Source organism: Streptomyces sp. PL-25 (assembly GCF_058344915.1).
This window is the reverse complement of the sequence record NZ_CP136997.1, coordinates 5,158,325-5,184,411: the sequence shown is the minus strand read 5'-3', so window position 1 is coordinate 5,184,411 and position 26,087 is coordinate 5,158,325. Positions and strand designations below refer to the sequence as shown.

General features: G+C 72.3%; 18 protein-coding genes and 2 pseudogenes. 9 read left to right on the top strand and 11 right to left on the bottom strand.

Going from position 1 to position 26,087, the window contains the following annotated elements:
• Nucleotides 1–43 precede the first annotated feature (43 nt).
• A complete protein-coding gene (locus tag R4Z62_RS23495) occupies nt 44–2,716 on the bottom strand; it encodes a glycosyltransferase family 1 protein (RefSeq protein ID WP_491520812.1) in 2,673 nt (890 codons plus the stop codon).
• A gap of 335 nt (nt 2,717–3,051) precedes the next feature.
• On the opposite strand from R4Z62_RS23495, the gene R4Z62_RS23490 reads away from it, so the two are divergent.
• From R4Z62_RS23490 to glgB, 4 genes and pseudogenes are all read left to right on the top strand, one after another.
• Nucleotides 3,052–5,283 carry an alpha-1,4-glucan--maltose-1-phosphate maltosyltransferase gene (locus R4Z62_RS23490; protein ID WP_491520811.1) on the top strand — a complete coding sequence of 744 codons (2,232 nt, stop codon included), beginning with the start codon at nt 3,052–3,054 and terminating at the stop codon, nt 5,281–5,283.
• A pseudogene (gene treS, locus R4Z62_RS23485) lies at nt 5,280–6,982 on the top strand (maltose alpha-D-glucosyltransferase). Before R4Z62_RS23490 ends, treS begins: the two are co-directional and overlap by 4 nt.
• 95 nt (nt 6,983–7,077) lie before the next feature.
• Nucleotides 7,078–8,478, top strand: coding sequence for a maltokinase N-terminal cap-like domain-containing protein (locus R4Z62_RS23480; protein WP_491520810.1), 1,401 nt, complete (start codon nt 7,078–7,080; stop codon nt 8,476–8,478).
• 125 nt (nt 8,479–8,603) lie between these two features.
• Nucleotides 8,604–10,789: pseudogene (gene glgB / locus R4Z62_RS23475) on the top strand (1,4-alpha-glucan branching enzyme).
• A gap of 4 nt (nt 10,790–10,793) precedes the next feature.
• On the opposite strand, the gene R4Z62_RS23470 reads toward glgB, so the two are convergent.
• From R4Z62_RS23470 to R4Z62_RS23450, 5 genes are all read right to left on the bottom strand, one after another.
• The gene (locus tag R4Z62_RS23470; RefSeq protein ID WP_491520809.1) at nt 10,794–13,064 is read right to left on the bottom strand and encodes a HelD family protein; all 2,271 of its coding nucleotides are present in this window, start codon (nt 13,062–13,064) and stop codon (nt 10,794–10,796) included.
• A 124-nt stretch (nt 13,065–13,188) separates the two neighbouring features.
• Nucleotides 13,189–13,521 carry a thioredoxin family protein gene (locus R4Z62_RS23465; RefSeq protein ID WP_389466629.1) on the bottom strand — a complete coding sequence of 111 codons (333 nt, stop codon included), beginning with the start codon at nt 13,519–13,521 and terminating at the stop codon, nt 13,189–13,191.
• Nucleotides 13,521–13,949 carry a MerR family transcriptional regulator gene (locus tag R4Z62_RS23460; RefSeq protein WP_037891113.1) on the bottom strand — a complete coding sequence of 143 codons (429 nt, stop codon included), beginning with the start codon at nt 13,947–13,949 and terminating at the stop codon, nt 13,521–13,523. The genes R4Z62_RS23465 and R4Z62_RS23460 overlap by 1 nt, the downstream gene beginning before the upstream one ends.
• Before the next feature lie 93 nt (nt 13,950–14,042).
• Nucleotides 14,043–14,480: an ATP-binding protein gene (locus R4Z62_RS23455; protein WP_491520808.1), complete on the bottom strand. Its 438-nt coding sequence runs from the start codon at nt 14,478–14,480 to the stop codon at nt 14,043–14,045.
• Nucleotides 14,481–14,683: 203 nt separating this feature from the next.
• Entirely contained in the window at nt 14,684–15,424 is a 741-nt protein-coding gene (locus R4Z62_RS23450) for a GntR family transcriptional regulator (protein ID WP_491520807.1), read from the bottom strand.
• A 79-nt stretch (nt 15,425–15,503) separates the two neighbouring features.
• Here R4Z62_RS23450 and R4Z62_RS23445 point away from each other — a divergent pair, with 79 nt between their 5' ends.
• The gene (locus R4Z62_RS23445; RefSeq protein ID WP_491520806.1) at nt 15,504–16,616 is read left to right on the top strand and encodes a DUF1152 domain-containing protein; all 1,113 of its coding nucleotides are present in this window, start codon (nt 15,504–15,506) and stop codon (nt 16,614–16,616) included.
• Nucleotides 16,613–16,870: a hypothetical protein gene (locus R4Z62_RS23440; RefSeq protein WP_491520805.1), complete on the top strand. Its 258-nt coding sequence runs from the start codon at nt 16,613–16,615 to the stop codon at nt 16,868–16,870. Before R4Z62_RS23445 ends, R4Z62_RS23440 begins: the two co-directional genes overlap by 4 nt.
• Nucleotides 16,871–16,895: 25 nt before the next feature.
• Here R4Z62_RS23440 and R4Z62_RS23435 read toward each other — a convergent pair whose 3' ends face one another.
• From R4Z62_RS23435 to R4Z62_RS23420, 4 genes are all read right to left on the bottom strand, one after another.
• Complete coding sequence (locus R4Z62_RS23435; protein WP_491520804.1) at nt 16,896–17,261, bottom strand: DUF6086 family protein; 366 nt, start codon at nt 17,259–17,261, stop codon at nt 16,896–16,898.
• A gap of 37 nt (nt 17,262–17,298) precedes the next feature.
• A complete protein-coding gene (locus tag R4Z62_RS23430) occupies nt 17,299–18,129 on the bottom strand; it encodes a M55 family metallopeptidase (RefSeq protein ID WP_491520803.1) in 831 nt (276 codons plus the stop codon).
• A 37-nt stretch (nt 18,130–18,166) separates the two neighbouring features.
• On the bottom strand, nt 18,167–18,931 hold the full coding sequence (locus R4Z62_RS23425; RefSeq protein WP_381742700.1) for a DUF2127 domain-containing protein: 765 nt from the start codon (nt 18,929–18,931) through the stop codon (nt 18,167–18,169).
• A gap of 168 nt (nt 18,932–19,099) precedes the next feature.
• On the bottom strand, nt 19,100–20,785 hold the full coding sequence (locus R4Z62_RS23420) for an MFS transporter (RefSeq protein ID WP_491520802.1): 1,686 nt from the start codon (nt 20,783–20,785) through the stop codon (nt 19,100–19,102).
• Nucleotides 20,786–20,929: 144 nt separating this feature from the next.
• On the opposite strand from R4Z62_RS23420, the gene R4Z62_RS23415 reads away from it, so the two are divergent.
• Complete coding sequence (locus tag R4Z62_RS23415; RefSeq protein WP_355476713.1) at nt 20,930–21,547, top strand: TetR/AcrR family transcriptional regulator; 618 nt, start codon at nt 20,930–20,932, stop codon at nt 21,545–21,547.
• 225 nt (nt 21,548–21,772) lie between these two features.
• Here R4Z62_RS23415 and R4Z62_RS23410 read toward each other — a convergent pair whose 3' ends face one another.
• Entirely contained in the window at nt 21,773–23,227 is a 1,455-nt protein-coding gene (locus R4Z62_RS23410) for a cation:dicarboxylate symporter family transporter (protein ID WP_491520801.1), read from the bottom strand.
• A 152-nt stretch (nt 23,228–23,379) separates the two neighbouring features.
• Here R4Z62_RS23410 and R4Z62_RS23405 point away from each other — a divergent pair, with 152 nt between their 5' ends.
• Both R4Z62_RS23405 and R4Z62_RS23400 read left to right on the top strand, forming a co-directional pair.
• The gene (locus R4Z62_RS23405; protein WP_491520800.1) at nt 23,380–25,164 is read left to right on the top strand and encodes an ATP-binding protein; all 1,785 of its coding nucleotides are present in this window, start codon (nt 23,380–23,382) and stop codon (nt 25,162–25,164) included.
• A gap of 134 nt (nt 25,165–25,298) precedes the next feature.
• Nucleotides 25,299–25,961, top strand: coding sequence for a response regulator (locus R4Z62_RS23400; RefSeq protein ID WP_064535324.1), 663 nt, complete (start codon nt 25,299–25,301; stop codon nt 25,959–25,961).
• Nucleotides 25,962–26,087 lie beyond the last annotated feature (126 nt).

Genomic DNA, 26,087 nt, shown 5'->3' with positions numbered 1-26,087 from the left:
CTGACCACCGGCCCGCCCGCCGGCCCGTTCCGCCCGCGCCGTTTCAGCGCAGCAGCACCCCCGCCCCGTCGCCGCCCGCGTCCTGCGGCGGCACCGTGACCAGGCCGAGTTCGGCGGGCGAGGCGAGCAGGCGGTGGTCCGGGAGGATCCGGACGGTGTAGCCGTAGGGGCCGGTGCGGTCGAGCGAGAGCGGGCCCTCGAAGACCCAGCGGCCGTCCGCGTCGGGGGCGCCCGCCGGTTTCAGCGCGACCACGGACGGGTCCGTGATCCGGTCCTCCTCGTCGACCCGTCCGGACACCGCCTGCACCTGCACGTCCTCGGGGCCGAGGGGCCCGAGACCGACCCGCACCCGCAGCCCCAGGGTCGCGCCCAGCTCCGCGGTGGCCGTGGACGCGGACCGCCCGGTGCGCTCGGCCGGCGGGCAGGACGTCTCCACATGGTCGACGCTCACCTCGTGCCAGCCCGCCCGCACCCGCGCCTTCCAGGCCGCCAGCTCACGCGCCGCCGAGGCGTCCAGGGCGCGGTGCGCGTGCGCGGCCGGGGTGTACAGCCGCTCGACGTACTCCCGGACCATGCGTCCGGCCAGCACCTTCGGTCCCAGCAGGGTCAGCGTCCTGCGGACCATCTCGATCCAGCGGTCGGGCAGCCCGGCCCGGCCGCGCTCGTAGAAGCGGGGCGCGATGCGCCGCTCCAGCAGCTCGTACAGCGCGGCGGCCTCGACCTCGTCGCGGTGATCGGCCTCCGCCCCCGCCGTCGCGGGCAGCGGCGAGCCGCCGTCCGCGGTCGGAACGGCCCAGCCGAAGTCGCTCTGATACCACTCGTCCCACCAGCCGTCCAGCACCGACAGGTTGAGGCAGCCGTTGAGCGCGGCTTTCATCCCGGAGGTGCCGCACGCCTCCAGCGGGCGCAGCGGATTGTTCAGCCAGACGTCGCAGCCGTGGTACAGCTTCTGCGCCATCGCCATGCCGTAGTCCGGCAGGAACACGATCCGGTGCCGCACCCGCGGGTCGTCGGCGAAGCGCACCAGCTCCTGGATGAGCCGCTTGCCACCGTCGTCCGCCGGGTGCGCCTTGCCCGCGACCACGATCTGCACCGGCCGCTCGGGGTGCAGCAGCAGGTCCATCAGCCGGTCCCGGTCGCGCAGCATCAGCGTGAGCCGCTTGTACGAGGGGACCCGGCGCGCGAAGCCGATGGTCAGCACCTCGGGATCCAGCACGCCGTCGACCCAGCCCAGCTCGGCCGGGCCCGCGCCGCGCTGCCGCCAGGCCGCCGCCACCCGGTGGCGCACCTCGCTCACCAGTTGCTCGCGCAGCTCGCGGCGCAGCTCCCAGATGTCCTCGTCGGGGATGTCGGCCACCGAGTCCCAGCGGTCGGAGCCGCCCACGGACAGCGCGTCCTCGGCCCGCTGGGCGCCGATCTGCCGGGCGCCGAGCCGGAACACCTCGGGCGCCACCCAGGTCGGGGCGTGCACCCCGTTGGTGACCGAGGTGATCGGCACCTCCTCGGGCCCGAAGCCCGGCCAGAGACCGGCGAACATCTCCCGGCTGACCTGCCCGTGCAGCAGGGACACCCCGTTGGCGCGCTGGGCGAGCCTGAGCCCCATCACCGCCATGTTGAACAGGTTCGGCTCGCCGCCCGGGTAGGTCTCCATGCCCAGCCCGAGGACGCGTTCGACGTCGATGCGGGGCAGCTCGGCGTCGGGCCCGAAGTGCCGGGCGACCAGCTCCCGGTCGAAGCGGTCGATGCCGGCCGGGACGGGCGTGTGGGTGGTGAAGACCGTGCCCGCGCGCACCGCCTCCAGGGCCGCGTCGAAGTCCAGGCCCTGGTCGCCCAGCTCCGCGATCCGCTCCAGGCCGAGGAAGCCCGCGTGTCCCTCGTTGGTGTGGAACACCTCCGGCCCGGGATGCCCGGTGAGCCGGCAGTACGTCCGCACCGCACGCACCCCTCCTATACCCAGCAGCATCTCCTGGAGCAGACGGTGCTCGCTGCCCCCTCCGTACAGCCGGTCGGTCACCTGGCGCTCGCCGAGGTCGTTCTCCTCGACGTCGGAGTCGAGGAGGAGCAGCGGGATCCGGCCAACCTGGGCCAGCCAGATCCGGGCGTGCAGGGCCCTGCCGCGGGGCAGGGCGAGCGAGACCCTGGCAGGGCCGCCGTCGGCCTCGCGCAGCTGCGTGACGGGCAGCTCGTTGGGGTCCAGGACCGGGTAGTGCTCCTGCTGCCAGCCGTCCCGGGACAGGGACTGCCGGAAGTATCCGTGCCGGTACAGCAGCCCGACCCCGATCAGGGGTACGCCCAGGTCACTGGCGGCCTTGAGGTGGTCGCCCGCGAGGATGCCGAGGCCGCCGGAGTACTGCGGCAGGGCCGCGGTGATGCCGAACTCGGGGGAGAAGTAGGCGATGCCGGCGGGCAGTCCCGCGGGCTGCGCCTGGTACCAGCGCTCGCCGGTCAGGTAGTCGCGCAGGTCGTCGGCGGCGGCGGTCAGGCGGCGCAGGAAGCGCCGGTCGGCGGCCAGCTCCGCCAGCCGGGCCGGGGGCACACAGCCCAGCAGGCGGACCGGGTCGCCGCCGCAGGAGGCCCAGTGCTCCGGGTCGGCGGACTGGAAGAGGTCGCGCGTCTCCGCATGCCATGACCAGCGCAGATTGCGGGCCAGCTCGCTGAGCGGTCGTAGGGGTTCGGGGAGAACGGGACGGACGGTGAACCGACGGATCGCCTTCACATTCCACCTCGGCGCGTTCGCTGATGGACGCACGGCACGGTGCGCTTCGCCGCCAGGACGCACGGCACTGTGCGCCCCGTCACACAGCACCGTACCGGTGACCGTACGGATGCCGCCGCGCTCGGCGCCGCCGGGTGGCTCAAGACAAGGCCAACTTTGTGTGTGGACATACGCGCGGGTAGTTAACAAAGTCCCGGATTGCTCACCCGAAGGGGGTGGGAAGGCTCCTGCGGTACGCCCAAACTCTTCCGGTACACCCGGAAGACGGACCCCGCAGGACCCACCTCCCCCACGCACATCCGCCCACACCCTCGTTGATGCGGACAGGAGCGGTCATGCCCAGCAGGCAGCACCCGGCACCATCCCCGGCAGGCGGCAGGAAAGGCACCCGGCGCCCCCGCGCGGCGGGCCCGCCCGCCCCCGAGGAACAGACGGCTCAGGCGGCCCGGACGGCCCAGGCGGCTCAAGCGGCCTCGGAGGATCCGGCCGTCCCGGCCGTCCCGGAGGAGGCCGCGCCCCCGCCACCGGCCGCGTCGAAGGACGCACCGGAGATCACACCGGAGACCGCGCCCGAAGTCGCGCCCACCGCCGTCGGACGGATTCCCGTCCTCGACGTGCGGCCGGTCGTCCAGCACGGCCGCAGGCCCGCCAAGGCGGTGACCGGGGAGTCCTTCCAGGTCACCGCCACCGTGTTCGGCGAGGGGCACGACGCGGTCGCGGCGAACGTAGTGCTGTGCGATCCGGCGGGCCGGCCGGGGCCGTGGACGCCGATGCGCGAGCTGGCCCCGGGCACCGACCGCTGGGGCGCCGAGGTCACCCCGACCGCGACCGGCCGCTGGACCTACCACGTCGAGGCATGGGCCGACCCCGTCACCACCTGGCGGCGGCACGCCCGCATCAAGGTCCCGGCCGGGATCGACACCGAGCTGGTGCTGGAGGAGGGCGCGCTGCTGTACGGGCGGGCCGCCGCCGGGGTGCCGAAGGGGCCGGAGCGGGACACCGTGCTGGCCGCCGAGGAGGCGCTGCGGGACACCCGGCGCCCGGCCGCGTCCCGGCTGTCGGCGGCGTTGACGCCACAGGTGGACGCGGTCCTGGCCCGCCATCCCCTGCGCGACCTGGTCACCGCCTCCCAGCCGCTCCCGCTCCAGGTCGAACGCGAACGCGCCCTCTACAGCGCCTGGTACGAGTTCTTCCCCCGCTCCGAAGGCACCCCCGACCAGCCCCACGGCACCCTGCGCACCGCCGAACGCCGCCTGCCCGCCATCGCCGCCATGGGCTTCGACGTCGTCTACCTCCCCCCCATCCACCCCATCGGCACCACCCACCGCAAAGGCCCCGACAACACCCTCACCGCCGGCCCCCACGACGTCGGCGTCCCCTGGGCCATCGGCTCACCCGAAGGCGGCCACGACACCGTCCACCCCCGCCTGGGCACCCTCGACGACTTCGATCACTTCACCGCCCGCGCCCGCGAACTCGGCCTCGAAGTCGCCCTCGACCTCGCCCTCCAGTGCTCCCCCGACCACCCCTGGGTCCACAAACACCCCCAGTGGTTCCACCACCGCCCCGACGGCACCATCGCCCACGCCGAGAACCCCCCCAAGAAATACCAGGACATCTACCCCCTGGCCTTCGACACCGACATGGACGGCCTCGTCACCGAGACCGTCCGCATCGTCCGCCACTGGATGCACCACGGCGTCCGCATCTTCCGCGTCGACAACCCCCACACCAAACCCGTCGTCTTCTGGGAACGCGTCCTCGGCGACATCAACACCACCGACCCCGACGTCATCTTCCTCGCCGAGGCCTTCACCCGCCCCGCGATGATGCACACCCTCGCCCAGATCGGCTTCCAGCAGTCCTACACCTACTTCACCTGGCGCACCACGAAACAGGAACTCACCGACTACCTCACCGAACTGTCGGGCGAGGCCGCCGCCTACATGCGCCCCAACCTCTTCCCCAACACCCCCGACATCCTCCACGCCTACCTCCAGCACGGCGGCCGCCCCGCCTTCGAGGTCCGCGCCGTCCTCGCCGCCACCCTCTCCCCCTCCTGGGGCATCTACAGCGGCTACGAACTCTGCGAGAACACCCCCCTCACACAGGGCGGCGAGGAATACCTCCACTCCGAGAAATACCAGCTCAGACCACGCGACTGGGACACCGCCGAACGCGAGGGCCGCACCATCACCCCCCTCATCACCCGCCTCAACGACATCCGGCGCCGCAGTCCGGCCCTGCACCAGCTGCGCGACCTGCACTTCCACCACGTGGACAAGGACGAGGTGATCGCCTACTCCAAGCGGAGCGGATCGAACACGGTTCTGGTGGTCGCCAACCTCGATCCGCACCACACCCAGGAGGCCACGGTCTCGTTGGACATGCCGCAACTCGGCCTGGAATGGCACGAGTCGGTGCCGGTGCGCGACGAGCTGACCGGCGAGACCTATCACTGGGGCAGGGCCAACTATGTGCGACTGGAGCCGGGGCATCGGCCCGCGCACGTGCTCACCGTCCTGCGACCGTCCACCCCGCAGATCGGAGGGTCACCCACAACATGATCGTCAACGAGCCCGTTCCGGACACCTTCGAGGACACTCCCGCCCAGGACCGCGACCCGGAGTGGTTCAAGCGCGCCGTCTTCTACGAGGTCCTGGTCCGCTCCTTCCAGGACAGCAACGGCGACGGCATCGGCGACCTGAAGGGCCTGACCGCCAAACTGGACTACCTCCAGTGGCTCGGCGTGGACTGCCTCTGGCTCCCGCCGTTCTTCAAGTCACCGCTGAGAGACGGCGGTTACGACGTCTCCGACTACACCGCCGTGCTGCCCGACTTCGGCGACCTCGCCGACTTCGTCGAGTTCGTCGACGCCGCCCACCAGCGCGGCATGCGCGTCATCATCGACTTCGTCATGAACCACACCAGCGACCAGCACCCCTGGTTCCAGGAGTCCAGAAGGGATCCCGACGGACCGTACGGCGACTACTACGTCTGGGCCGACGACGACAAGCAGTACCAGGGTGCCCGCCATCATCTTCGTGGACACCGAGGCGTCCAACTGGACGTACGACCCGGTACGCAAGCAGTACTACTGGCACCGCTTCTTCTCGCACCAGCCCGATCTGAACTACGAGAACCCGGCCGTGCAGGAGGAGATGATCTCGGCGCTGAAGTTCTGGCTGGATCTCGGCATCGACGGATTCCGCCTCGACGCGGTGCCCTACCTGTACCAGCGGGAGGGCACCAACTGCGAGAACCTCCCGGCCACGCACGCCTTCCTCAAGCGGGTGCGCAAGGAGATCGACAGCCAGTACCCGGACACGGTGCTGCTGGCCCGAGGCGAACCAGTGGCCGGAGGACGTGGTCGACTACTTCGGCGACTACAGCGCCGGCGGCGACGAGTGCCACATGGCGTTCCACTTCCCGGTGATGCCGAGGATCTTCATGGCGGTGCGGCGCGAGAGCCGCTACCCGGTCTCGGAGATCCTGGCGAAGACCCCGGCGATCCCCGCGCACTGCCAGTGGGGGATCTTCCTGCGCAACCACGACGAGCTGACCCTGGAGATGGTCACCGACGAGGAACGCGACTACATGTGGGCCGAGTACGCCAAGGACCCCCGCATGCGCGCCAACATCGGCATCCGCCGCCGCCTCGCCCCCCTCCTCGACAACGACCGCAACCAGATCGAACTCTTCACCGCCCTGCTCCTGTCCCTGCCCGGCAGCCCGATCCTCTACTACGGCGACGAGATCGGCATGGGCGACAACATCTGGCTCGGCGACCGCGACGCCGTACGCACCCCCATGCAGTGGACCCCCGACCGCAACGCCGGCTTCTCCTCCAGCGACCCCGGCCGCCTCTACCTCCCCACGATCATGGACCCCGTCTACGGCTACCAGGTCACCAACGTCGAGGCATCCATGTCCTCCCCCTCCTCGCTGCTGCACTGGACCCGCCGCATGATCGAGATCCGCAAGCAGAACCCCGCCTTCGGACTCGGCACCTACACCGAACTCACCTCCTCCAACCCCGCCGTCCTCGCCTTCCTCCGCGAATATGACGACGACCTGGTCCTGTGCGTGCACAACTTCTCCCGCTTCGCCCAGCCGACGGAGGTCGACCTGAGCGCCTTCCTGGGGCGGCACCCGGTCGAGCTGTTCGGCGGGGTGCGCTTCCCGGCCGTCGGCGAGCTGCCGTATCTGCTGACCCTGGCGGGACACGGCTTCTACTGGTTCCGGCTGCGCGAGGAGGCTGTCTAGCACGCGCACGCGCGGGGCGGTTTCCGCCGCCCCGCACGCGGGCACGCGTGAGTCACACTCGACCAGCGATTGGACGCGACGCCATGTCGGAAGCCATGTCGCAAGCCGTCACACGCTCTGTCACCGCCGGCAGCGCCGGCCTCCTCGCGTCCCTGGACCCGCTGCTGCGCGAGTGGCTGCCCCGGCAGCGCTGGTTCGCGGGCAAGGGCCGCCCGGTCACCGGATTCTCCCTGGTCACGGCCACCGAGCTGCTCCCGCTCGACGGCAGGCTCGGCCTCTACCACCTGCTGGTCCGCGCCCACCAGCCGCCCTCCCCCGCCCCCGGCGGCGTCCCGCACCCCGGCGACTGCTACCAGCTCCTCATAGGCGTGCGCGAGGCGCTGCCCCCCAGACTGGCGCCCGCGCTCATCGGCCATGTCCACGACGGCCCGCTCGCCGGGCGCACCGTGTACGAGGCGCTGTACGACCCCCGGCCCGCCGAGGTGATCCTGGAGGCCCTGCGCACCCGGGCCCGCATCGGCGGGCTGCGCTGTGAGCGGCGCGCGGAGATACGCGCCGACCTGGTCCCGCGCGTGGTCACCGCCGAGCAGTCCAACTCGTCGGTGGTCTACGGGGACGCCTTCATCCTGAAGCTGTTCCGCCGGGTGCTGCCCGGGGTGAACCCCGATCTGGAACTGCCGCTCGCGCTGGCCCGCGAGGGCTGCCCGCGCGTCCCGGCGCCCACCGCGTGGATGACCACCGACGTCGGGGAGGACTCGTACGTCCTCGGGGTGCTCCAGCCCTTCGTGCGGGGCGCCACGGACGGCTGGGAGCTGGCACTGCGCGAGCTGGCCAAGGGCGAGGACTTCACCGCCGAGGCGCGGGCGCTGGGCCGCGCCACGGCCGAGGTGCACGGGGCGCTGGCCCGCGCGCTGCCCACGGTCAGCCTGGCCCGGCTCCAGCTCACCGCGCTGGTCGACGCCATGGCCGAACGCCTGGAGGCGGCGGCCCAGGCGGTCCCGGCGCTGCGGCCCCACGCCCCGGGGCTGCACACCGCCTACGAAGCGCTGGCCGACCTGGCGGCCGAGGGCCACACCTGGACCGCCCAGCGCATCCACGGCGACCTGCACCTGGGGCAGTGCCTGCGCTCCCCGGCCGGCCGGTGGTCGCTGATCGACTTCGAGGGCGAGCCGGCCAGACCGCTGGCCGAGCGGCGGATGGCCCAGCCCGTGGTCCGGGACGTCGCGGGGATGCTGCGCTCCTTCGACTACGCGGCGCACTCGGCGGGCGGCCCGCCGGCCCCGCGCTGGGCGGCGGCCTGCCGTGCCGCGTACTGCGCCGGGTACGCGGAGGGCGGCGGCCGCGACCCGCGCACGGACCCGGTGCTGCTGCGGGCCTGCGAGACCGACAAGGCGGTCTACGAGGTCGTCTACGAGGCCCGGCACCGCCCCGACTGGCTGCCGGTGCCGCTCGCGGCGGTGCGCCGCCTGGCCTCGGACCCCGGCTCCGCCGCCTGACCCGCCCGCCGCGCCCCGCCCGGCCCGGCCCCGCCGCTCTCTTCGAGGAGGCCCCGCACGTGACTGCCCGTCCCCCCGCCCGTGGTCCGGTCCCGCAGCAGCAGCCCGGGGCGCCCGCGCGGGCGGTGTCCGCCGCCCTCGGCACCGAGGACCGCGAGCGGCTGCTCGCCGGCACCCACCACGATCCGCACTCCGTGCTCGGCGCGCACCCCGTGCCCGGGGGCGTCGCGGTGCGGGCGCTGCGCCCGTACGCGCTCGGCGTCGCCGTCCTGGCCGGTGACCTCCAGCTGGAGCTGACCCACGACGGGCAGGGCTTCTTCTCGGGGCTGCTGCCGCTGCGGGAGGTGCCGGAGTACCGGTTGGAGGTGGCGTACGAGGGGTCCGTGGTGCGCGCCGAGGACCCGTACCGCTTCCTGCCCGCGCTCGGCGAGCTGGACCTGCATCTGATCGGCGAGGGGCGGCACGAGGAGCTGTGGCGGGCGCTCGGCGCCGAGCCGATGACCCACCAGGGCGTCGAGGGCACCCGGTTCACGGTGTGGGCGCCCGACGCGCGGGGCGTGCGGGTGGCCGGCGGCTTCGACTTCTGGGACGGCACCGCGTACCCGATGCGGTCGCTGGGCGGCACCGGGGTGTGGGAGCTGTTCGTGCCCGGTGTCGGGGAGGGCGAACTGTACAAGTTCGAGATCACCCGGCCGGACGGGACGCGGACGCTGCGCGCCGATCCGCTGGCGCGGCGCACCGAGGTCCCGCCGGCCACCTCCTCCGTCGTGCACGCCTCGCACTACGAGTGGGGCGACGCTCAGTGGCTGGCGCAGCGCGGCGAACGGCCCGCGCACGAGGCGCCGTTCTCGGTGTACGAGCTGCACCTGCCGTCCTGGCGACCCGGCCTGACGTACCGTCAACTGGCGGACCAACTGCCCACGTACGTCGCGGACCTGGGCTTCACGCACGTGGAGCTGATGCCGGTCGCCGAGCATCCCTTCGGCGGCTCCTGGGGCTACCAGGTCACCGGTTTCTACGCGCCCACCGCGCGGCTGGGCACGCCGGACGACTTCAGGTATCTGGTGGACGCGCTGCACCGGGCGGGCATCGGCGTCATCGTGGACTGGGTGCCCGCGCACTTCCCGCGCGACGCGTGGGCGCTGGCCGAGTTCGACGGGCGCCCGCTGTACGAGCACTCCGACCCGCTGCGGGCCGCCCATCCCGACTGGGGCACCCTGGAGTTCGACTTCGGCCGCCGCGAGGTGCGCAACTTCCTCGTCGCCAACGCGGTGTACTGGTGCGAGGAGTTCCACATCGACGGGCTGCGGGTGGACGCGGTCGCCTCGATGCTCTACCTCGACTACTCACGCGAGCCGGGGCAGTGGACGCCCAACGAGCACGGCGGCCGGGAGAACCTGGACGCGGTGGCGTTCCTCCAGGAGATGAACGCCACCGTGTACCGCAGGGTGCCCGGTGTGGTGACCGTCGCCGAGGAGTCCACCGCCTGGGACGGCGTCACCCGGGCCACGCACCACCGCGGTCCGTCCGGCTTCGGCGGCCTGGGCTTCGGGCTGAAGTGGAACATGGGCTGGATGCACGACTCGCTCCAGTACATGAGCCACGACCCCGTGCACCGCGCCCACCACCACGGGGAGATGACCTTCTCCATGGTGTACGCCTACAGCGAGAACTACGTGCTGCCCCTCTCCCACGACGAGGTGGTGCACGGCAAGAAGTCGCTGGTGTCCAAGATGCCGGGCGACTGGTGGCGGCAGCGGGCCGACCTGCGCGCCTACCTCGCCTTCATGTGGTCCCATCCCGGCAAGCAACTCCTCTTCATGGGCCAGGAGTTCGCCCAGGGCACCGAGTGGTCCGAGGAGCGCGGCCCGGACTGGTGGCTGCTCGACCCGTCCTACGGCGCCGCCGCCGACCACCGGGGCGTGCTGGACCTGGTCCGCGACCTCAACTCCCGCTACCGCGCGACCCCGGCCCTGTGGGAGCGGGGACGCCCACCCCGACGGCTTCGAGTGGATCACCGGCGACGCGGCCGACGACAACGTGCTCGCCTTCCTGCGCCGCCGCCGACGGCACCCCGCTGCTCGCCGTGTCGAACTTCTCCCCGGTCGTCCGCCACGACTACCGCCTCGGCGTCCCCGCCGAGGTGCCCGCCTGGCGCGAGACCCTCAACACCGACGCCACCCGCTACGGCGGCAGCGGCGTCACCCACCCGGACCCGCTCACCCCTTCCCCCACCCCCTGGCACGGCCGCCCGGCATCCGTCCGCCTCACCCTGCCACCTCTGGCGACGGTGTGGCTGAGCCCGGCGTGAGTGCTCATCCGGCGGCGTCCGCCAGCGCCCGCGGCAGCGCGCCGGTGTGCAGCACCCCCAGCCGCTGGGTCGCGCGGGTCAGGGCCACGTACAGGTCGCTGGTGCCGTAGCGGCCGGGCTCGACGACCAGGACGGAGTCGAACTCCAGGCCCTTGGCCTGGCGCGGGTCGAGGAGGACGACCGTGCGGGTCAGGTCGGGCTCCGCGCCCGCGGTGACGCCGTCCAGCCGGGCGGCCAGGCGGCGGTGCAGGTCGCGCGGGGCGATCACGGCGAGCCGGCCCTCGTCCGGGGTGAGTTCGGCGACGGCCTTCGCCACCGCGCCGGGCAGGTCGCCGGTGGCGCGCACCCAGGGGCGTACGCCGGTGGAGCGCACCGAGCTGGGCGGGGTGAACTCCGGGTTCTCGGCGCGTACCACGGCCGCCGCCAGGTCCATGATCTCGGCGGGCGTACGGTAGTTGACGCCCAGCCGGGTGTGCTCCCAGCGGTCCTCGACATACGGCCGCAGGATGTCCGCCCAGGAGCCGACACCGGCCGCCTCCGCGGTCTGCGCGGGGTCGCCGACGAGGGTCATCGAGCGGGTCGGGCTGCGCCGCATCAGCAGCCGCCAGGCCATCGGGGACAGCTCCTGCGCCTCGTCGACGATGATGTGCCCGAACGCCCAGGTGCGGTCGGCCGCCGCGCGCTCGGCGGCGCTGCGGTGGTCGTCCTCCTCCTGCCGCTCGGCGAACCGCTCGGCGTCGATGATGTCGTGCGCGGACAGGACCTCGGAGTCCTCCTCGTCCTTGTCGTCGAACTCGTAGGTCCGCGAGGCGTAGGAGACGTCCAGCACGCCCTGCGCGTACGCCACCTGGTTCTCTCGCTCGCGTTCGGCGCGGGCGCGGGCCACCCGGTCGTCCTCGCCGAGCAGTTCGGCGGCCTCGTCGAGCAGCGGTACGTCCGCGACGGTCCAGGCGCGGGTGACCGGGCGGCGGATCGCGGCGGCGTCCTCGTCGCGGACGTAGCCCTCCGGCGCGGCGAGGAAGTCCGCGACCAGGCGGCGCGGGGTGAGTCGGGGCCACAGCCGGTCGATGGCCGACCAGACCTCCGGGTTCTCGGCGAGTTCGTCGCGGATCTGGGTGATGTCGCTGGCGTCGAGCAGATTCGAGCCGTCGTAGGGGTCGGTGCCGATGCGCTCGGCGACCATGTCGGTGAGCGTGTTGAGGATGTGGCCCTCGAAGTGCTCGCGCGCCGCGTTGTGCGGCAGCTTCGCGGCGCGGGTGCGCTCGCGGGCCACCCGCACCAGGCCGTCGTCGAGCATCAGGACCTCGCGGTCGTGCTCGATGGCGAGCACCGGGTCGGGCAGCGCCTGCCGGTCGCGTACGACGGCGGCGAGCACACCGGCCATGTCGGCGCGGCCCTTGACGGCCGCCGCCTCGGGCGTGTCGGTCGCCGTCGCCCGCACCCCGGGGAACAGCTCGCCCACGGTCGCCAGCAGCACACCGGTCTCGCCGAGCGAGGGCAGCACCTCGCCGATGTAGCCGAGGAACGCCGGGTTGGGGCCCACGATCAGCACGGCCCGCCGGGCGAGCAGTTCCCGGTGCTCGTAGAGCAGATAAGCGGCCCGGTGCAGCGCCACGGCGGTCTTGCCGGTGCCGGGGCCGCCCTCGACGACCAGCACACCGCGGTGCGGGGCGCGGATGATGCGGTCCTGGTCGGCCTGGATGGTGCGCACGATGTCGCCCATCCGGCCGGTGCGCGCGGAGTCGAGCGCGGCGAGCAGCACCGCGTCGCCGGTCGGGTCCTCGTACCCGGTGCGGGTGGCGTCGCCCAGGTCGAGGATCTCGTCGTGCAGGGCGGTGACCCGGCGGCCCTCGGTGGTCAGGTGCCGACGGCGGCGCAGGCCCATCGGGGTGTGGCCGGTGGCCAGGTAGAAGGGCCGCGCCACGTCCGCCCGCCAGTCGATCAGGACCGGGGTGCGTTCGGTGTCGTCCGCGCGCAGCCCGATCCGGCCGATGTGGTGGGTGGCACCGTCGGTCAGGTCGATCCGGCCGAAGCAGAGCGAGCCGTCCACGGCGTTCAGCGCGGCGAGCAGCCCGGAGCGCTCGGCGACCAGGATGTCCCGCTCCAGCCGGGCCTGGAGGGGCGTGTTGCCCTGGGCGAGGGCGTCCGCGACGCCGGCCTCGGTGTCACCGCGCAGCGCGTCGACGAGCCGGTACAGCCCGTCGATGAATTCCTGTTCCCGACGCAATTCCTCGTCAGAAAAGCCGGTGTTTGACAATTCAGCTCCCGCCCGCATATACTGTGGTCACTGCACTTCTCCGCGACCACATTCTTCATGAAGTCGCGAACCACCGAATATACGCAAAGAAATCCCCCGGGCGCAATTGCCCAGGGGATTTCCTGTTGCCCGCGCACTCCTGTCAGAGCACGTCGGCCAGCTCCTCCAGCAGCCGCCGCTTCGGCCGCGCGCCCACCATCGACCGCACCGGCTCCCCGCCCCGGAAGACCATGAGCGTCGGCGTGCCCAGCACCCCGTACCGGATCGTCGTCTCCGGACTGCGGTCCACGTCCAGCTGGACGATCTTCAGCCGGTCGCCCTCCTCGGCGGCGACGGCCCCCAGCACCGGTGCCAGCTGCCGGCACGGCCCGCACCACTCGGCCGTGAACTGCACCAGCACCGGCAGCTCCGCCCCCAGCACCCGCTCCCCGAAGTCCGCGTCGGTCACTTCCTCCACACCCGCCACCTGCTTGATCACCGCTCGTGCCCTCCCAGCTCGCACAACGGCTCCGGACCCCCCGGAACCAGCGCATCGGCGGCCAGCCCGTCCCGCGCCCGCTCGGCCCGCGCCAACTGCGCCCCGACCTGAGCCCGCACCGCCGTCAGCTCACCGATCAGCGCGTCCAGCTCGGCCAGCTTGCGCCGGTAGACCACCAGCGACGCCGGACACGCGTCCCCCTCCGGATGCCCGGCCCGCAGACACTCCACGAACGGCCGCGTCTCCTCCAGCTCGAACCCGAAGTCCCGCAACGTCCTGATCTGCCGCAACAGCTCCAGATCACGCTCGTCGTACGTCCGATACCCCTGCGCGTCCCGCCGCGCGGGCAGCAGCCCCCGCGACTCGTAGTACCGCAACGCCCGCGCCGTGGTCCCGGCCCGCTCGGCCAGCTCACCGATTCGCATGTCCCCGACGGTACGGCTTGACGTCTGCGTCAAGGCAAGAGAGGCCGCCCGGTGGACGGCTGGTCCCACGGCGGTGGACGCGGGGCACGCCCGTCACGTCGTCCAGGCGTCGGTCATCACGAAGGAGACGACCGTCCCGCCGAATCGGCTCGGGCCGGAGTGCCAGGAGTCGGCGATGGAGTCGACCAGGAGCAGACCGCGTCCGTGCGCGTCGTCGGTGTCGGGCCGGCGAAGGCGCACGCTCGCCGGGAACCCCGGACTGTGCACCTCCACCCGCAGCGAGGTCTTCTCCTTGAACCACTCCACCCGTACGAGCCACTCCTCGTCCGACCGCCCGTAGAGGATCGCGTTGGTCACCAACTCGGAGATCATCAGCGTGCAGTCCTCGACCGAGCAGAGCGGGTTGTACGGGGCGATGAACTTGCGGAACCAGTGCCGGGCCCGGGGGACGGAGCCCGGAGTCGGCTGCAACGCCATCGCCCCGAGCCGCGGAGACTCTTCGCCGGGGTACCGGTCGATCACGAATGTCACGGGCCCTCACTCCTTGCCACTGCCGTCGCCCTGCGAAGCGGCACCGTTCGACGAGGCGCGATCCCGGTCGCCGCCCCTGGGTGAAGGCCGCCGCCACACGCGAACGACTCGCCCACCCTCTCCAGTAAGTGGCCCTAGCCACTTACTAGCTGGTGGCATTAGCCACTTGAGGCCGCAAGCCGTTCACGCGAAGTGACCCACGATCAGGTGAGGGGATACCCCTGCTCGAACGCCCAGCGGTGCGGCGGATAGGTCGCCTCGGAGAACTCCAGGGCCCGGTCCTGCACGTCATAGACCACGTGATGGACCACCAGTACGGCTGACCCGGGGCCCAGTTCGAGGTCCGCCGCCTCCTCGCCGGTGGCGCTCCGGGCGCACATCCGGTCCTCGGCGTAGCTGCCCGTGCGCCCGGTCATCGCCTCCACGTACATCAGCGTGCCTTCCTGGATGCGTTCGGGCTCCAGAAGTCTCGGCGCGCGCCGGCCGATGTCGGACGCGAACCACGAGGTGGACAAGGTGATGGGACCGTCCTGGTCGTTGGTCACCCGCCGCCGCTGGACCACCCGGCCGCCCCTCGCCAGCCCCAGCGCCTCCGCGACATGGGCGGGCGCGTCCGCCCAGCCGGCCGAGGTGATCACTGCGTACTCGCCGGGCGTGTAGATCTTCCCGGTCTGCCGGGCGCGTCCGTACAGCTCCCTTGCCCGCCGGTTGACTTCGAGGCTGCGCACGTACGTGCCCGAGCCCTGGCGCTTCTCGACCAGCCCCTGATGGCTCAGCGCCTCCAGCGACCGGGCCGCCGTGGGCCGGGACACCTTCCAGTCGGCAGCCAACTGGCGTTCCGAAGGAACCTCGTCCCCCGCACGCAGGTCACCCCGAAGAATCTGATCGCGGATGTAGTGCGCGATCTGGAGATACTTCGGCTGAGCCTCCTCGATCTGCGGCATCTGCCCTCCTCGTAAAGTGGCTATGGCCTCTAGCCACTATAGGGTGAACGACCCACCTCCCAGCCCGTACCGTTGCCCCATGACGAGACTCATCGTCGCGGCAGGGGGCGGAGGCGACGCGGTGGCCGCCGCGATGCTCCACGCCGCCCTGTACGGCGCCGACGAGCGGGCGGTGATCCTCACCTACGCCTGGGACCGCCTCCTGGTCGACCCCCTCCCCGGGCCGCGCGGCCCCCACGACTTCACGGGCCTCGAACCCCTCACCCGCTCCGTCCTCTCGGTACCGCACCATGCCCGGCCGATCCCCCCGGCAGGCTCCACCCTCCCCCGACTCGCAGCAGAACTCCCCCACACCCTCGCCCTGCTCGACCCGCACCACGGCGCCGAGGGCATCACCCGACAGCTCGAAGAACTGGTGGACCGCCTGACCCCCAGGTCCGTCGACCTGCTCGACGTCGGCGGAGACATCCTCGCCCGCGGCGATGAACCCACACTCAGAAGCCCCCTCGCCGACGCCCTCACCCTCGCCGCCTGCGCCCAGACAAACACCCCGGTACGACTGCTGATCGCAGGCCCGGGACTGGACGGCGAGATCCCACCCGACGACCTGCGCCCCCTCCTCGGCCCCCACGTCCACACCTTCACCACGGCGGACACGGCCTCGATCGCCGCCGTCCTGGACTGGCACCCCTCAGAAGCCACAGCCATGCTCACCGCCACGGCCCGCGGAATCCGCGGCACCTGCGAAGTACGCGACGCCGGCCTCCCCGTACCCCTCACCGACGAAGGACCCACGGTCCACCAAGTCGACCTGGACAACGCCCTCGACCGCAACACCCTGGCCCGCTCCGTCATGACGACCACCACACTGACCGAAGCCGAGGCGTACAGCCGCGAGATCTGCGGCTTCTCCGAGATCGACTACGAACGCGACAAGGCAGCACGCCTCAAGGAGCAGCCACTGGCCCCTCTGGAAACGGGCATCGCACTGGCCCGACTCGACACGTTCGAGCGCGAAGCCAGGAGCCGGGGAATCACCCACACAACCTTCCGCCGCATCACGGAGGCTTTGGGAGTACCCGGCGACCAGCGTGAACACCTGCGCGCTGTGCTCACCGAGAACCGGCCAGATCAGTACACAGCGCCTCTGTGGTGGCTGTCGTCGGCAGAAAGCGAGCAGCAGGCACGATGAGCGCCTTCAGAAGCGACCCCGACATGGAGGTCCGCGACGTCACCGGCACCGGAGCGGAAGTCGATATCGCACTGAACCTGATCAACGGCAACATCAGGCTGTCGATCCTCTGGGCGCAGGAGATCCAGTTGTCCGCCGACGACGCCGAGCAGGTGGCGAGAGCCCTCCAGCGGGCCGCGGCAGAATCCCGGAGCAGGGCGAAGGCGGAAACTCCGGACCCCCCGGAGACTCAGGCAGGTTCGCCGACAGTCTGAGTCACAGCCGGAAGAACGTCTCCGATCAGCGAGGCATACGCCGTCCCAGCTCACGTGCCTTCTCTCGCAGCCCCGCAGCGTCGGATCCGAGCCGTGGCCGGTCCGCCCCGATGCCCGCGCGCTCGGCGAGAACCAGCACAGTGGCGGTGAACCCTTCGCAGGGCGCGAGCACTACGGCATGGTTCCTTTCCCGGTGCAGCGCCAGCAGGGCGTCGACGAAGACCTCGAAGGCGGCCGGGTCGATCTCGCACTCGTCGTTCTCCATGGGCCCGATGCCCGAGGGGAGTTCCAGTTCCGCCTCGAAGAGCGCCACTTGGCGGCGGAACAGGCCGGAAGCCTTGTTGGAGGGGTTCCACAGGGTCTCGCCGCCCATGTCGAAGTACTGGCTCATCGGAGATCACCCCCGTGGTCCCGGGTCGCGGCGGCCGTCAGCAGTACGGCGCCTGGTTGGTCAGCGAGGACGCCACTCGCATCCATACGCCGAACTGCCGGTACAGGGCGGGCAGCGTGCCCTGGGTCTCGACGGTCCGGGAGTCCGGGGAGGTGACTGACGGGATGCCCAGGAGTGTCGAGGCCACGGATGCCGACTGCCAGCGGACCGTGAGGGTGGCGGGCGTGGTGGGAGCCGGGGGCGGCGGCGGGGGTGCCGCGAGAGCGGTCGCGGTCGCTTCCTCGATGGCCGCGTGGGCCTCGTCGGTGGGGCGGAGTTCCACCGCGAACCGGTCCCGGGCGTATTTCACGGCCACGGTCGGCACCGAGGCGTCCCACTCCGTCAGCTCCCGGCAGGCCTGGTCGTCCCCGGTGAGCAGGGCGACCGGTACGCCGACGGCGGCGGCGGTGGCGTGCGCCAGGCCGATCTCACCGACGGGGCGGCCGTCCAGCCACATGTCCTCGATCTCGTGCCCCATGAAGCTGTGGCTGAGCACACCGAGGGCGCCCGCGCGGGCGTGGTAGCCGACGCAGATCATGGCGTCGTGGTCGGGGCGCAGCCCTTCCAGCATGCCCATGGTCTTGGGCTTGCCGCGGATGAGGCGAGCCGCCGGGTGGAGCGACTCGGGGAGCAGGTTGCGCATCGGGCCGTGCGCGTCGTTGACGGTGATCTCGGTGGCGCCGGCCGCGACGGCACCGCGTACGACCGCGTTGACGTCCCCGGCCATCAGCAGCCTGCCGCGCTCGTAGTCCCGGCCGCCGGGCTGGACGTCCTCGGCGTCCACCAGCCCGGTGACGCCCTCCATGTCCGCGCTGATGTGGATCCGCACCGTCCCGTCCTCCCAGGTCGCGTCCGTTCGCCTTCGCTCAGACCAGCACCCCCGCCGAGTGCTCGACCTCCAGCAGGGACGCGCTGTGGCGTTCCTCGTCGAAGGCTCGGCGGCCGCCGCGGAGGCCGAAGAGGCGTTTGGTGAGGGCGATGTAGAGGACGGCGAGGATGTTGAGGGTGAGGGTGGTGATCTTCACGGCGCTGATGTGCTCGGTGAGTTCGTAGATCTCCAGGGGGAGGAAGGCGGCGGTGGCGACCACCGTGAGGTATTCGGCCCAGCGTTTGGCGTACCAGAGGCCGACGGCCTCGATGATCTCGATGAGGGCGTAGGCGAGCAGGAGTCCGGCGACCAGGAGCAGGGTGGAGTGCTTGTAGCCGAAGGTCTTCTGGATGGTGCCGACGACCGGTGAATGGTCGAGGTCGTAGTGGAAGTGTCTGAAGACGGGGCGGAACACGTCCAGGTACTCGTTGAAGAGGCGGCGTACCGCGTCCTGGCTGTTGCTAAATTTCCAGACGGCGACCGCGACGAGGACGATGAAGACGCCGCGCACGACCCGTTCCAGGGCCAGGAAACGCAGGATGAACAGGTCCCGCAGCACCTTGCCGCGCGGCACCAGCGGGGCGTCGGCGGCCGGGCCCGCGCCGTGCGGCTCGCCGAGGACGAAGTCGCCGCAGCGCAGGCAGCGCCAGACCTCGCCGAGCGGGGTGTCGGCGTGCAGCCGGATGCGCAGCCGGGGGTCGTCCGGCGCGTAGGTCACATGGCCCTTGCGCGCGCAGGTGCGCCGGTCCCAGTCGATCGCCATCCCCCGTTGCCCTCCATCTGCGTCTGTGTCCGCGGCTGCGGCTCTGTCTGTATCTGCCGCTGTGTGCCGACCGCCCGCTCACGCGGGTGCGCCGTGCCGTGCCGGAGGGTGATCCGGCACGGCACGGCACGGTAGTGCATCCCGGTGAGAGACGCCGACGGGGGCGTTTCAGTTCGGGGCGCCGACCTCGGGGTTCTCCGCCTCCGTCTGCTCCGCCGCGGCCGGATCCTGGTCGCGGTGGGTGCCGCGGGGCAGCAGCAGGGCCACCGCGAGGGTGCCCGCGCCGAGGATGACGGCGCCGATCAGGCTGGTGTGGGAGACGGCGTCGGCGAAGGAGGAGCCGACCGCGTCCTTCATCTGCCGGGCGCCCTCGACGAGCTGTTGCGCCTGGGCCTTGAGCTGGGCGGCCTGCTGCGGGTCGGCGGTGTGGGCGGCGCGTTCGGCGAGCTGCTGGGCCTTGTCGCCGATGCCCTGGGCGACGGCGTAGCCGGCGCCGACCGAGTCCTGGGCGGTGGCCAGGGTGTCCGCCGGGAGCATACTGCCCGTGGTCGCGTCGGCGAGGTGGCCGGAGTACGAGGTGGACAGCAGCGAGCCGAGGATGGCGATGCCGAGCGAGCCGCCGAGTTCCAGCGAGGTGTCGTTGACGGCGCCGCCGACGCCGAGTTCGGACTCGGGGAAGGCGCCCATGATGGCGTCGGTGCAGGGCGAGAGGGCGAGGCCGATGGCCAGGCCGAGCACGATCAGCGGGGCCACGAAGTCGCCGTAGGAGGAGGTGCCGTCGACCCGGGTGAGCAGGGCGAGGGCGACGGTGCCGCCGACCATGCCCGCGGTGACCGTCCACTTCATGCCGACGCGCGGGGTGAGGTAGCCGGTGAGGGCGGAGCCGGCGAAGACCGCTCCGGCCAGCGGCAGCATGCGCACACCGGTGGCGAGGGCGTCGTAGCCGAGGACGAACTGGAGGTGCTGGGTGAGGTAGTAGAAGGCGCCGAAGACGGCCAGGAAGAACAGGGCGACGGCGAGGTTGGAGCCCGCGAAGCGGCGGCCGGTGAAGCGGCGTACGTCCAGGATGGGGCGCGGGTGGCGCAGCTCCCACAGGACGAAGGCCACCAGGCCCGCGCCCGCGACGACGGCGGCGGTGACCGCCTTGGCGTCCCAGCCGAAGTGCGGCCCCTCGATGATCATGTAGACCAGCGCGCCGATCCACAGCACGGAGAGCGCTCCGCCGACGTAGTCGATGCGGTCGTGGTGCCCGGCCCGGGACGGCGGGACGAGGACGAAGGCCGCGACCAGGGCGACGGCGGCGATGGGCACGTTGATCAGGAACGTCGAGGCCCAGCCGTGGTTCTTCAGCAGCGCTCCGGCGACGACCGGTCCGGCCGCGATGGCGAGTCCGGCGGTGGCGGTCCACAGGGTGATGGCCTTGGCGCGCTCGGCGCGCGGGAAGGTCGCGGCCAGCAGGGAGAGCGTGGCGGGCATGATCAGCGCCGCGCCGACGCCCATGACCGCGCGGGCCGCGATGACGGTGGCGGCGCTGTCGGCCAGTGAGCCGAAGACGGCGCCGCCGCCGAAGACGACGAGGCCGAGGACGAGCGCGCCGCGGCGGCTGTACTTGTCGCCGATCGCGCCGAGCAGCAGCATCAGGGCCGCGTACGGGACGGTGTAGCCGTCGATCACCCATTGCAGGTCGGCGCCGGACAGGCCCAGGTCGCGGGTCATGTCGGGGGCGGCGACCGTGAGGGCGGTGTTGGCCATCACGATGATCAGCAGGCTCAGGCAGAGCACCAGGAGCGCCCACCAGCGCCGGGCGTAGGGGCGGTCCGTCGGTCCGACCGGTTCGGTCATGACGAGTCGCATGGCAGGGGTCGCCTTCCTCGGGTGCGCGACGAGACGTGCACGACGAGACGTGCACGACAACTACTTGCACAGAGCTGTGCAGTTGCACAACGATGTGCAATGTACGTCGTTGCACAGAGCTGTGCAAGTCGCGAGGAGGGCACAATGTCAGCCATGACCACGGGTAACACCACGCGCGCCGACGCCAATCGACGCCGCATCCTCGACGTCGCCCTCGCCGAGCTGCTGCGCGACCCCGACGCGTCCATGGACCAGATCGCGCGCGCCGCGGGGGTGGTACGGCGCACGGTGTACGGGCACTTCCCCAGCCGCGAGGCGCTGATCAGCACGCTCGTCGACGACGCCGTGCAGACGCTGGCGGACGCGCACGCCGCCGGACGCGCGGGCGCCGCCGACCCGGCGGAGGCGCTGGCGCGTTCCGTGCTGGGGATCTGGCCCATCGCCGACCGCTACCGGCTGCTGGTGGCGCTCGCCCAGCGCACGGTCACCATGCAGGGCATCCGCGAGCGCCTGACGCCCGTGCGCGCCAGTTGCGCGGAGGTCCTCCAGAACGGTCTCGACGAGGGCGTCTTCAGCTCGCCGCTGCCCGCCGCCGCCCTCGCCTACGTCCACGAACAGGTGATGTTCGCGCTGATGGAGGCGGTGAACGACGGTCTGCTCGCGGCGCCCGACGCGGGGCGTTCGGCGGCCGTCACCGTCCTCACCTCGGCGGGGATGCCGGCCGCGGGGGCGGGGGCGCTGGTGGCCCGGCTGAGCGGCTGAACGGCCGGCCTCCCAGGGGGAGGTGGCGGGGTCCGGCCCCGGGCGCGCGAAAAGCCGAGCGGCCGGGCCCGACGGGGGAGAGGGGCTCGGCCGCTCGGCGGCTCTCGGGTGGCCGGACGCCCGGCCCGGGTTCAGGCAGAGCCGGGCGTCCGGAGCAGGGGACGTACGGGGGACGTACGGGGGGGCGTACGGAGGGAGCGGAGGGCGTACGAGGGCGTCAGTGCCTCATGCCTTGGCGAGTTCCTTCCCGCCGTCCTCGCGCTGCTCGGGCAGTCCGGAACCGGCCGCGGCCGTACCGGAGTGGCCGGAGTCGCCGGAGTCATCGGAGTCGCCGGAGTCGCCGGAGTCGTCGAGCAGCGTCCGCTCGTCGAAGGGCAGGTCCCCCGCGAGCACCCGCCGCACCCGGTCCTGGTCGACCTCGCCGGTCCAGGTGCCGATCAGCAGGGTGGCGACGGCGTTGCCCGCGAAGTTGGTGAGGGCGCGGGCCTCGCTCATGAAGCGGTCGATGCCGACGATGAGGCCGACGCCGTCCACCAGGGCGGGCTTGTGAGACTGGAGGGCACCGGCGAGCGTGGCCAGACCGGCGCCGGTGACGCCCGCCGCGCCCTTGGAGGCGATCATCATGAACAGCAGCAGGGTGATCTGCTGGCCGAGGGAGAGCGGCTGGTCCATGGCGTCCGCGATGAACAGCGAGGCCATGGTCAGGTAGATCATGGTGCCGTCGAGGTTGAAGGAGTAGCCGGTCGGCACGGTGATGCCGACGACCGGGCGGCTCACGCCCAGGTGCTCCATCTTGGCGATCAGCCGGGGCAGCGCGGACTCCGACGAGGACGTGGACAGGATGAGCAGGAACTCCCGGCCCAGGTACTTCAGCAGCTGGAAGATGTTGACCCCGGCCACCAGCCGCGTCATGGCGCCGAGCACCACGATCACGAAGAGCAGACAGGTGACGTAGAAGCCGAACATGATCGTGGCGAGCGCCTTCAGGGCGTCGACGCCCGTCTCGCCCACGACGGCGGCCATGGCGCCGAAGGCACCGATGGGCGCGGCCCACATGATCATGGCGAGGATGCGGAAGACCAGCCGCTGGATGTGCTCCACCCCGCGCAGCACCGGCTCGCCCTTGCGGCCCATGGCCTGGAGCGCGAACCCGACGAGCAGCGCGACCAGCAGGGTCTGGAGCACCTCACCTTCGGTGAAGGACGACACCAGCGTGGTCGGGATGATCCCGAGCACGAAGTCGACCGGGCCCTCCTTGGCGGCGTCCGCCTGGGCGTGGCCGACGCCCTTGACGGCCTCGGTGAGGTGCATGCCGCTGCCCGGGTGGACCAGGTTGCCGATCACCAGGCCGATGGCCAGCGCGACGAACGACATGGCGATGAAGTAGCCGAGGGCGAGGCCGCCCACCTTGCCGACCTTGGCCGCCTTGCGCACCGAACCGACGCCCAGCACGATCGTGCAGAAGATGATCGGGGAGATCATCATCTTGATCAGGTTCACGAAGCCGGTGCCCAGCGGCTTCAGTTCCTTGGCGGTGCCTGGCGCGGCGAACCCGACGGCGACACCGAGGACCACCGCGGCGATGACCGCCAGGTAGAGATAGTGGGTGCGGTCCCGCTTGGCTGCGGGGCCGGGCCCTGCTGCGGGCGCGGCAGGTGCCGTATCGGCTGTGCTGGTCACGGCGGCCCTCCTTGACGACGTCATCGGCATCACCGGCGTGCGGCTCACGTCCGGGGGAATTCGGGGATGCGGCGACTATCTCCTCTCGTGTGAGGGCGGTCACCCTTCCGTTCATTTAGTTCACGCCATGGCTCGGAGGCAGACTGAACGGCATGCGCCTGACCGTCCTCCCGAGACCTCGCAGCCTGGCGGGCCAGCTCTTCGCCATGCAGGCCGTGCTGCTGGCGCTCGTCGTGGCCGGATATGCGCTGTTCGCCTTCGTCAGCGACCGCGGCCAGGCCGAGAGCGCGGCCCGCCGGCAGACCACGGCGGTGGCCCGCTCCATCGCCGACTCCCCCTCGGTACGGTCCGCGATCGGCACCGCGGACCCCACCGCGCTGCTCCAGCCGTACGCGCTGAGGGTGCAGCGGGACACGGGCGTCGACTTCGTGACGATCATGACGCCGCAGGGCATCCGCTGGACCCACCCGGAGCCCGGCGAGATCGGCCGCCCCTTCCTCGGCAACATCTCCCGCGCCCGGCACGGCGAGTCCTTCACCGAGACGTACACCGGCACCCTGGGCCCCTCCGTCCGCGCGGTCACCCCCGTCGAGGACGCCGACGGGCGCGTCGTCGGGCTGGTCAGCGCCGGGATCAAGGTGGAGGCGATCAGCCGGCGGGTGCGGGAGCAGGTCACGGCGCTGTTCGGGGTCGCGGCGGGCATCCTCGCGCTGGGCGCGGTCGCCACGTACGTCATCAACGCGCGGCTGCGCCGGCACACCCACGGGATGAACGCGGACGAGCTGAGCCGGATGCACGACTACCACCAGGCGGCGCTGCACGCGGTGCGCGAGGGGCTGCTGATGCTGGACGCGCACTACCGGGTGGCCCTCATCAACGACGGCGGCCGGGAACTGCTCGGGGTGGGCGGCGCCAGCGGCGAGGCGGAGGTGGTGGGCCGCTCGGTGGCCGGGCTCGGGCTGCCCGCTCCGCTGACCGGGGCCCTGCTGGCGTCCGAGCCGCGGGTGGACGAGGTGCACCTCACGGACTCACGGGTCCTGGTGGTGAACACCTCCCCGGTCTCCGGCGGCGAGCGCCGGGGCACGGTGGTCACCCTGCGCGATGTCACCGAGCTCCAGTCGCTGATGGGCGAGCTGGACTCGGAGCGCGGTTTCACCCAGGCGCTGCGCTCGCAGGCGCACGAGGCGGCGAACCGGCTGCACACGGTGGTGTCGCTGATCGAGCTGTGCCGCGCCGAGGAGGCGGTGGAGTTCGCCACGGCGGAGCTGGAGCTGGCCCAGGCCCTGACCGACCAGGTGGTCGCCGCGGTCGGTGAACCGGTGCTGGCCGCGCTGCTGCTCGGCAAGACCGCGCAGGCCAACGAGCGGGGCGTGGAGCTGATGGTGTCCGAGGACAGCGGTCTGGACGACGGACTGCTGCCCGCCGCCCTGCCCTCCCGCGATCTGGCGACGATCCTCGGCAACCTCATCGACAACGCGGTGGACGCGGCCCAGGGCGGTGCGCGGGCCCGGGTGACGGTGACGGTGAGAGCAGAGGGCGGGAAGCGCGGGGAGAGCGGAGAGGGCGGCGAGGGCGGCGAGGGCGGCGAGCTGCTGCTGCGGGTCGCCGACAGCGGTCCGGGCGTCGACCCCGACCACACGGACCTGGTCTTCCAGCGCGGCTACTCGACCAAGCCGACCGGTCCCGGCGGCCGGGGGCTCGGGCTCGCGCTGGCCCGGCAGGCGGTGCAGCGGCACCGGGGCACGCTGACGGTGGCGGCGGCCGCGGAGGGCGGCGCCGCGTTCGCGGCCCGGCTCCCGCTGAGCGGGCCCGCCGGTCCGGCCGGTCCCGCCACCGACGGCGTGCCCGGGGCCCGTACGGACGACAGCGCCGACCGGACACCGGCCGGGCAGGCGACACGATCACAGCGAGCGGGACAGGCGGGACGCGGGGCATGACGGACGACGGCACCGGCAGACGAGCCCGGGGACACGGGCATCCGCGGGGACGACCGGGCGGGCCCGGCGGCCCGGACGCGACAGGCGGGCCGGAAGGGCCGGGCGGTCCGCCGCCGGCGCAGCCGCCCATCCGGGTGCTGGTCGTGGAGGACGACCCGGTCGCGGCGGACGCCCATGTCCTGTACGTGGGCCGGGTGCCGGGCTTCACCGCCGTCGGCAAGGCGCACACCGGCGCCGAGGCCCGCCGGGCGCTGGAACGCACGCCGGTGGACCTGCTCCTCCTGGATCTGCACCTGCCGGACGTGCACGGCCTCCAGCTCGCCCGCTCGCTGCGGGCCGCCGGCCACCACGCGGACGTGATCGCGGTGACCTCGGCCCGGGACCTGGCGGTGGTGCGGGAGGGCGTCTCGCTCGGCGTGGTGCAGTACGTCCTGAAGCCGTTCACCTTCGCCACGCTGCGGGACCGGCTGGTCCGCTACGCGGAGTTCCGTGCGGCGGCCGGTGAGGCGGGCGGCCAGGAGGAGGTCGACCGGGCGCTCGCCGCGCTGCGCGCGCCCGGCCCGGCGGCGCTGCCCAAGGGCCTGAGCGCCCCGACCCTGCAACGGGTGACGGGCGCGCTGCGCGACGCCGGGGAGGGCCTGACGGCGGCCGGTCTCGCCGAGGCGGTCGGCATCTCGCGGATCACGGCCCGCCGCTATCTGGAGCATCTGGTGGACGCCGGCCGCGCCGCCCGGCGTCCGCTGTACGGACAGGTGGGCCGCCCGGAGCTGGTGTACCGGTGGGTGCCGGGCCGGTGAGCCGCGCCGGGGCGCCGCGCCGGCCGTCCCGGAGGAACCGGGACCGGGCGCCCGTAGGTTCGTACAACCCGTGATCCTGTGGGAACGGCCCGTGGTCAGCGGCCCCGCGGGCTCCTACGGTGTGGC

What these genes read in the sequence shown, in the direction of transcription:
- R4Z62_RS23490 (WP_491520811.1), top strand. Translation starts at nt 3,052, where the DNA reads ATGCCCAGCAGGCAGCACCCGGCACCATCCCCGGCAGGCGGCAGGAAA.
- R4Z62_RS23480 (WP_491520810.1), top strand. Translation starts at nt 7,078, where the DNA reads ATGTCGCAAGCCGTCACACGCTCTGTCACCGCCGGCAGCGCCGGCCTC.
- R4Z62_RS23470 (WP_491520809.1), bottom strand. Translation starts at nt 13,064, where the DNA reads ATGCGGGCGGGAGCTGAATTGTCAAACACCGGCTTTTCTGACGAGGAA.
- R4Z62_RS23460 (WP_037891113.1), bottom strand. Translation starts at nt 13,949, where the DNA reads ATGCGAATCGGTGAGCTGGCCGAGCGGGCCGGGACCACGGCGCGGGCG.
- R4Z62_RS23450 (WP_491520807.1), bottom strand. Translation starts at nt 15,424, where the DNA reads ATGCCGCAGATCGAGGAGGCTCAGCCGAAGTATCTCCAGATCGCGCAC.
- R4Z62_RS23445 (WP_491520806.1), top strand. Translation starts at nt 15,504, where the DNA reads ATGACGAGACTCATCGTCGCGGCAGGGGGCGGAGGCGACGCGGTGGCC.
- R4Z62_RS23440 (WP_491520805.1), top strand. Translation starts at nt 16,613, where the DNA reads ATGAGCGCCTTCAGAAGCGACCCCGACATGGAGGTCCGCGACGTCACC.
- R4Z62_RS23435 (WP_491520804.1), bottom strand. Translation starts at nt 17,261, where the DNA reads ATGAGCCAGTACTTCGACATGGGCGGCGAGACCCTGTGGAACCCCTCC.
- R4Z62_RS23425 (WP_381742700.1), bottom strand. Translation starts at nt 18,931, where the DNA reads ATGGCGATCGACTGGGACCGGCGCACCTGCGCGCGCAAGGGCCATGTG.
- R4Z62_RS23420 (WP_491520802.1), bottom strand. Translation starts at nt 20,785, where the DNA reads ATGCGACTCGTCATGACCGAACCGGTCGGACCGACGGACCGCCCCTAC.
- R4Z62_RS23415 (WP_355476713.1), top strand. Translation starts at nt 20,930, where the DNA reads ATGTCAGCCATGACCACGGGTAACACCACGCGCGCCGACGCCAATCGA.
- R4Z62_RS23405 (WP_491520800.1), top strand. Translation starts at nt 23,380, where the DNA reads ATGCGCCTGACCGTCCTCCCGAGACCTCGCAGCCTGGCGGGCCAGCTC.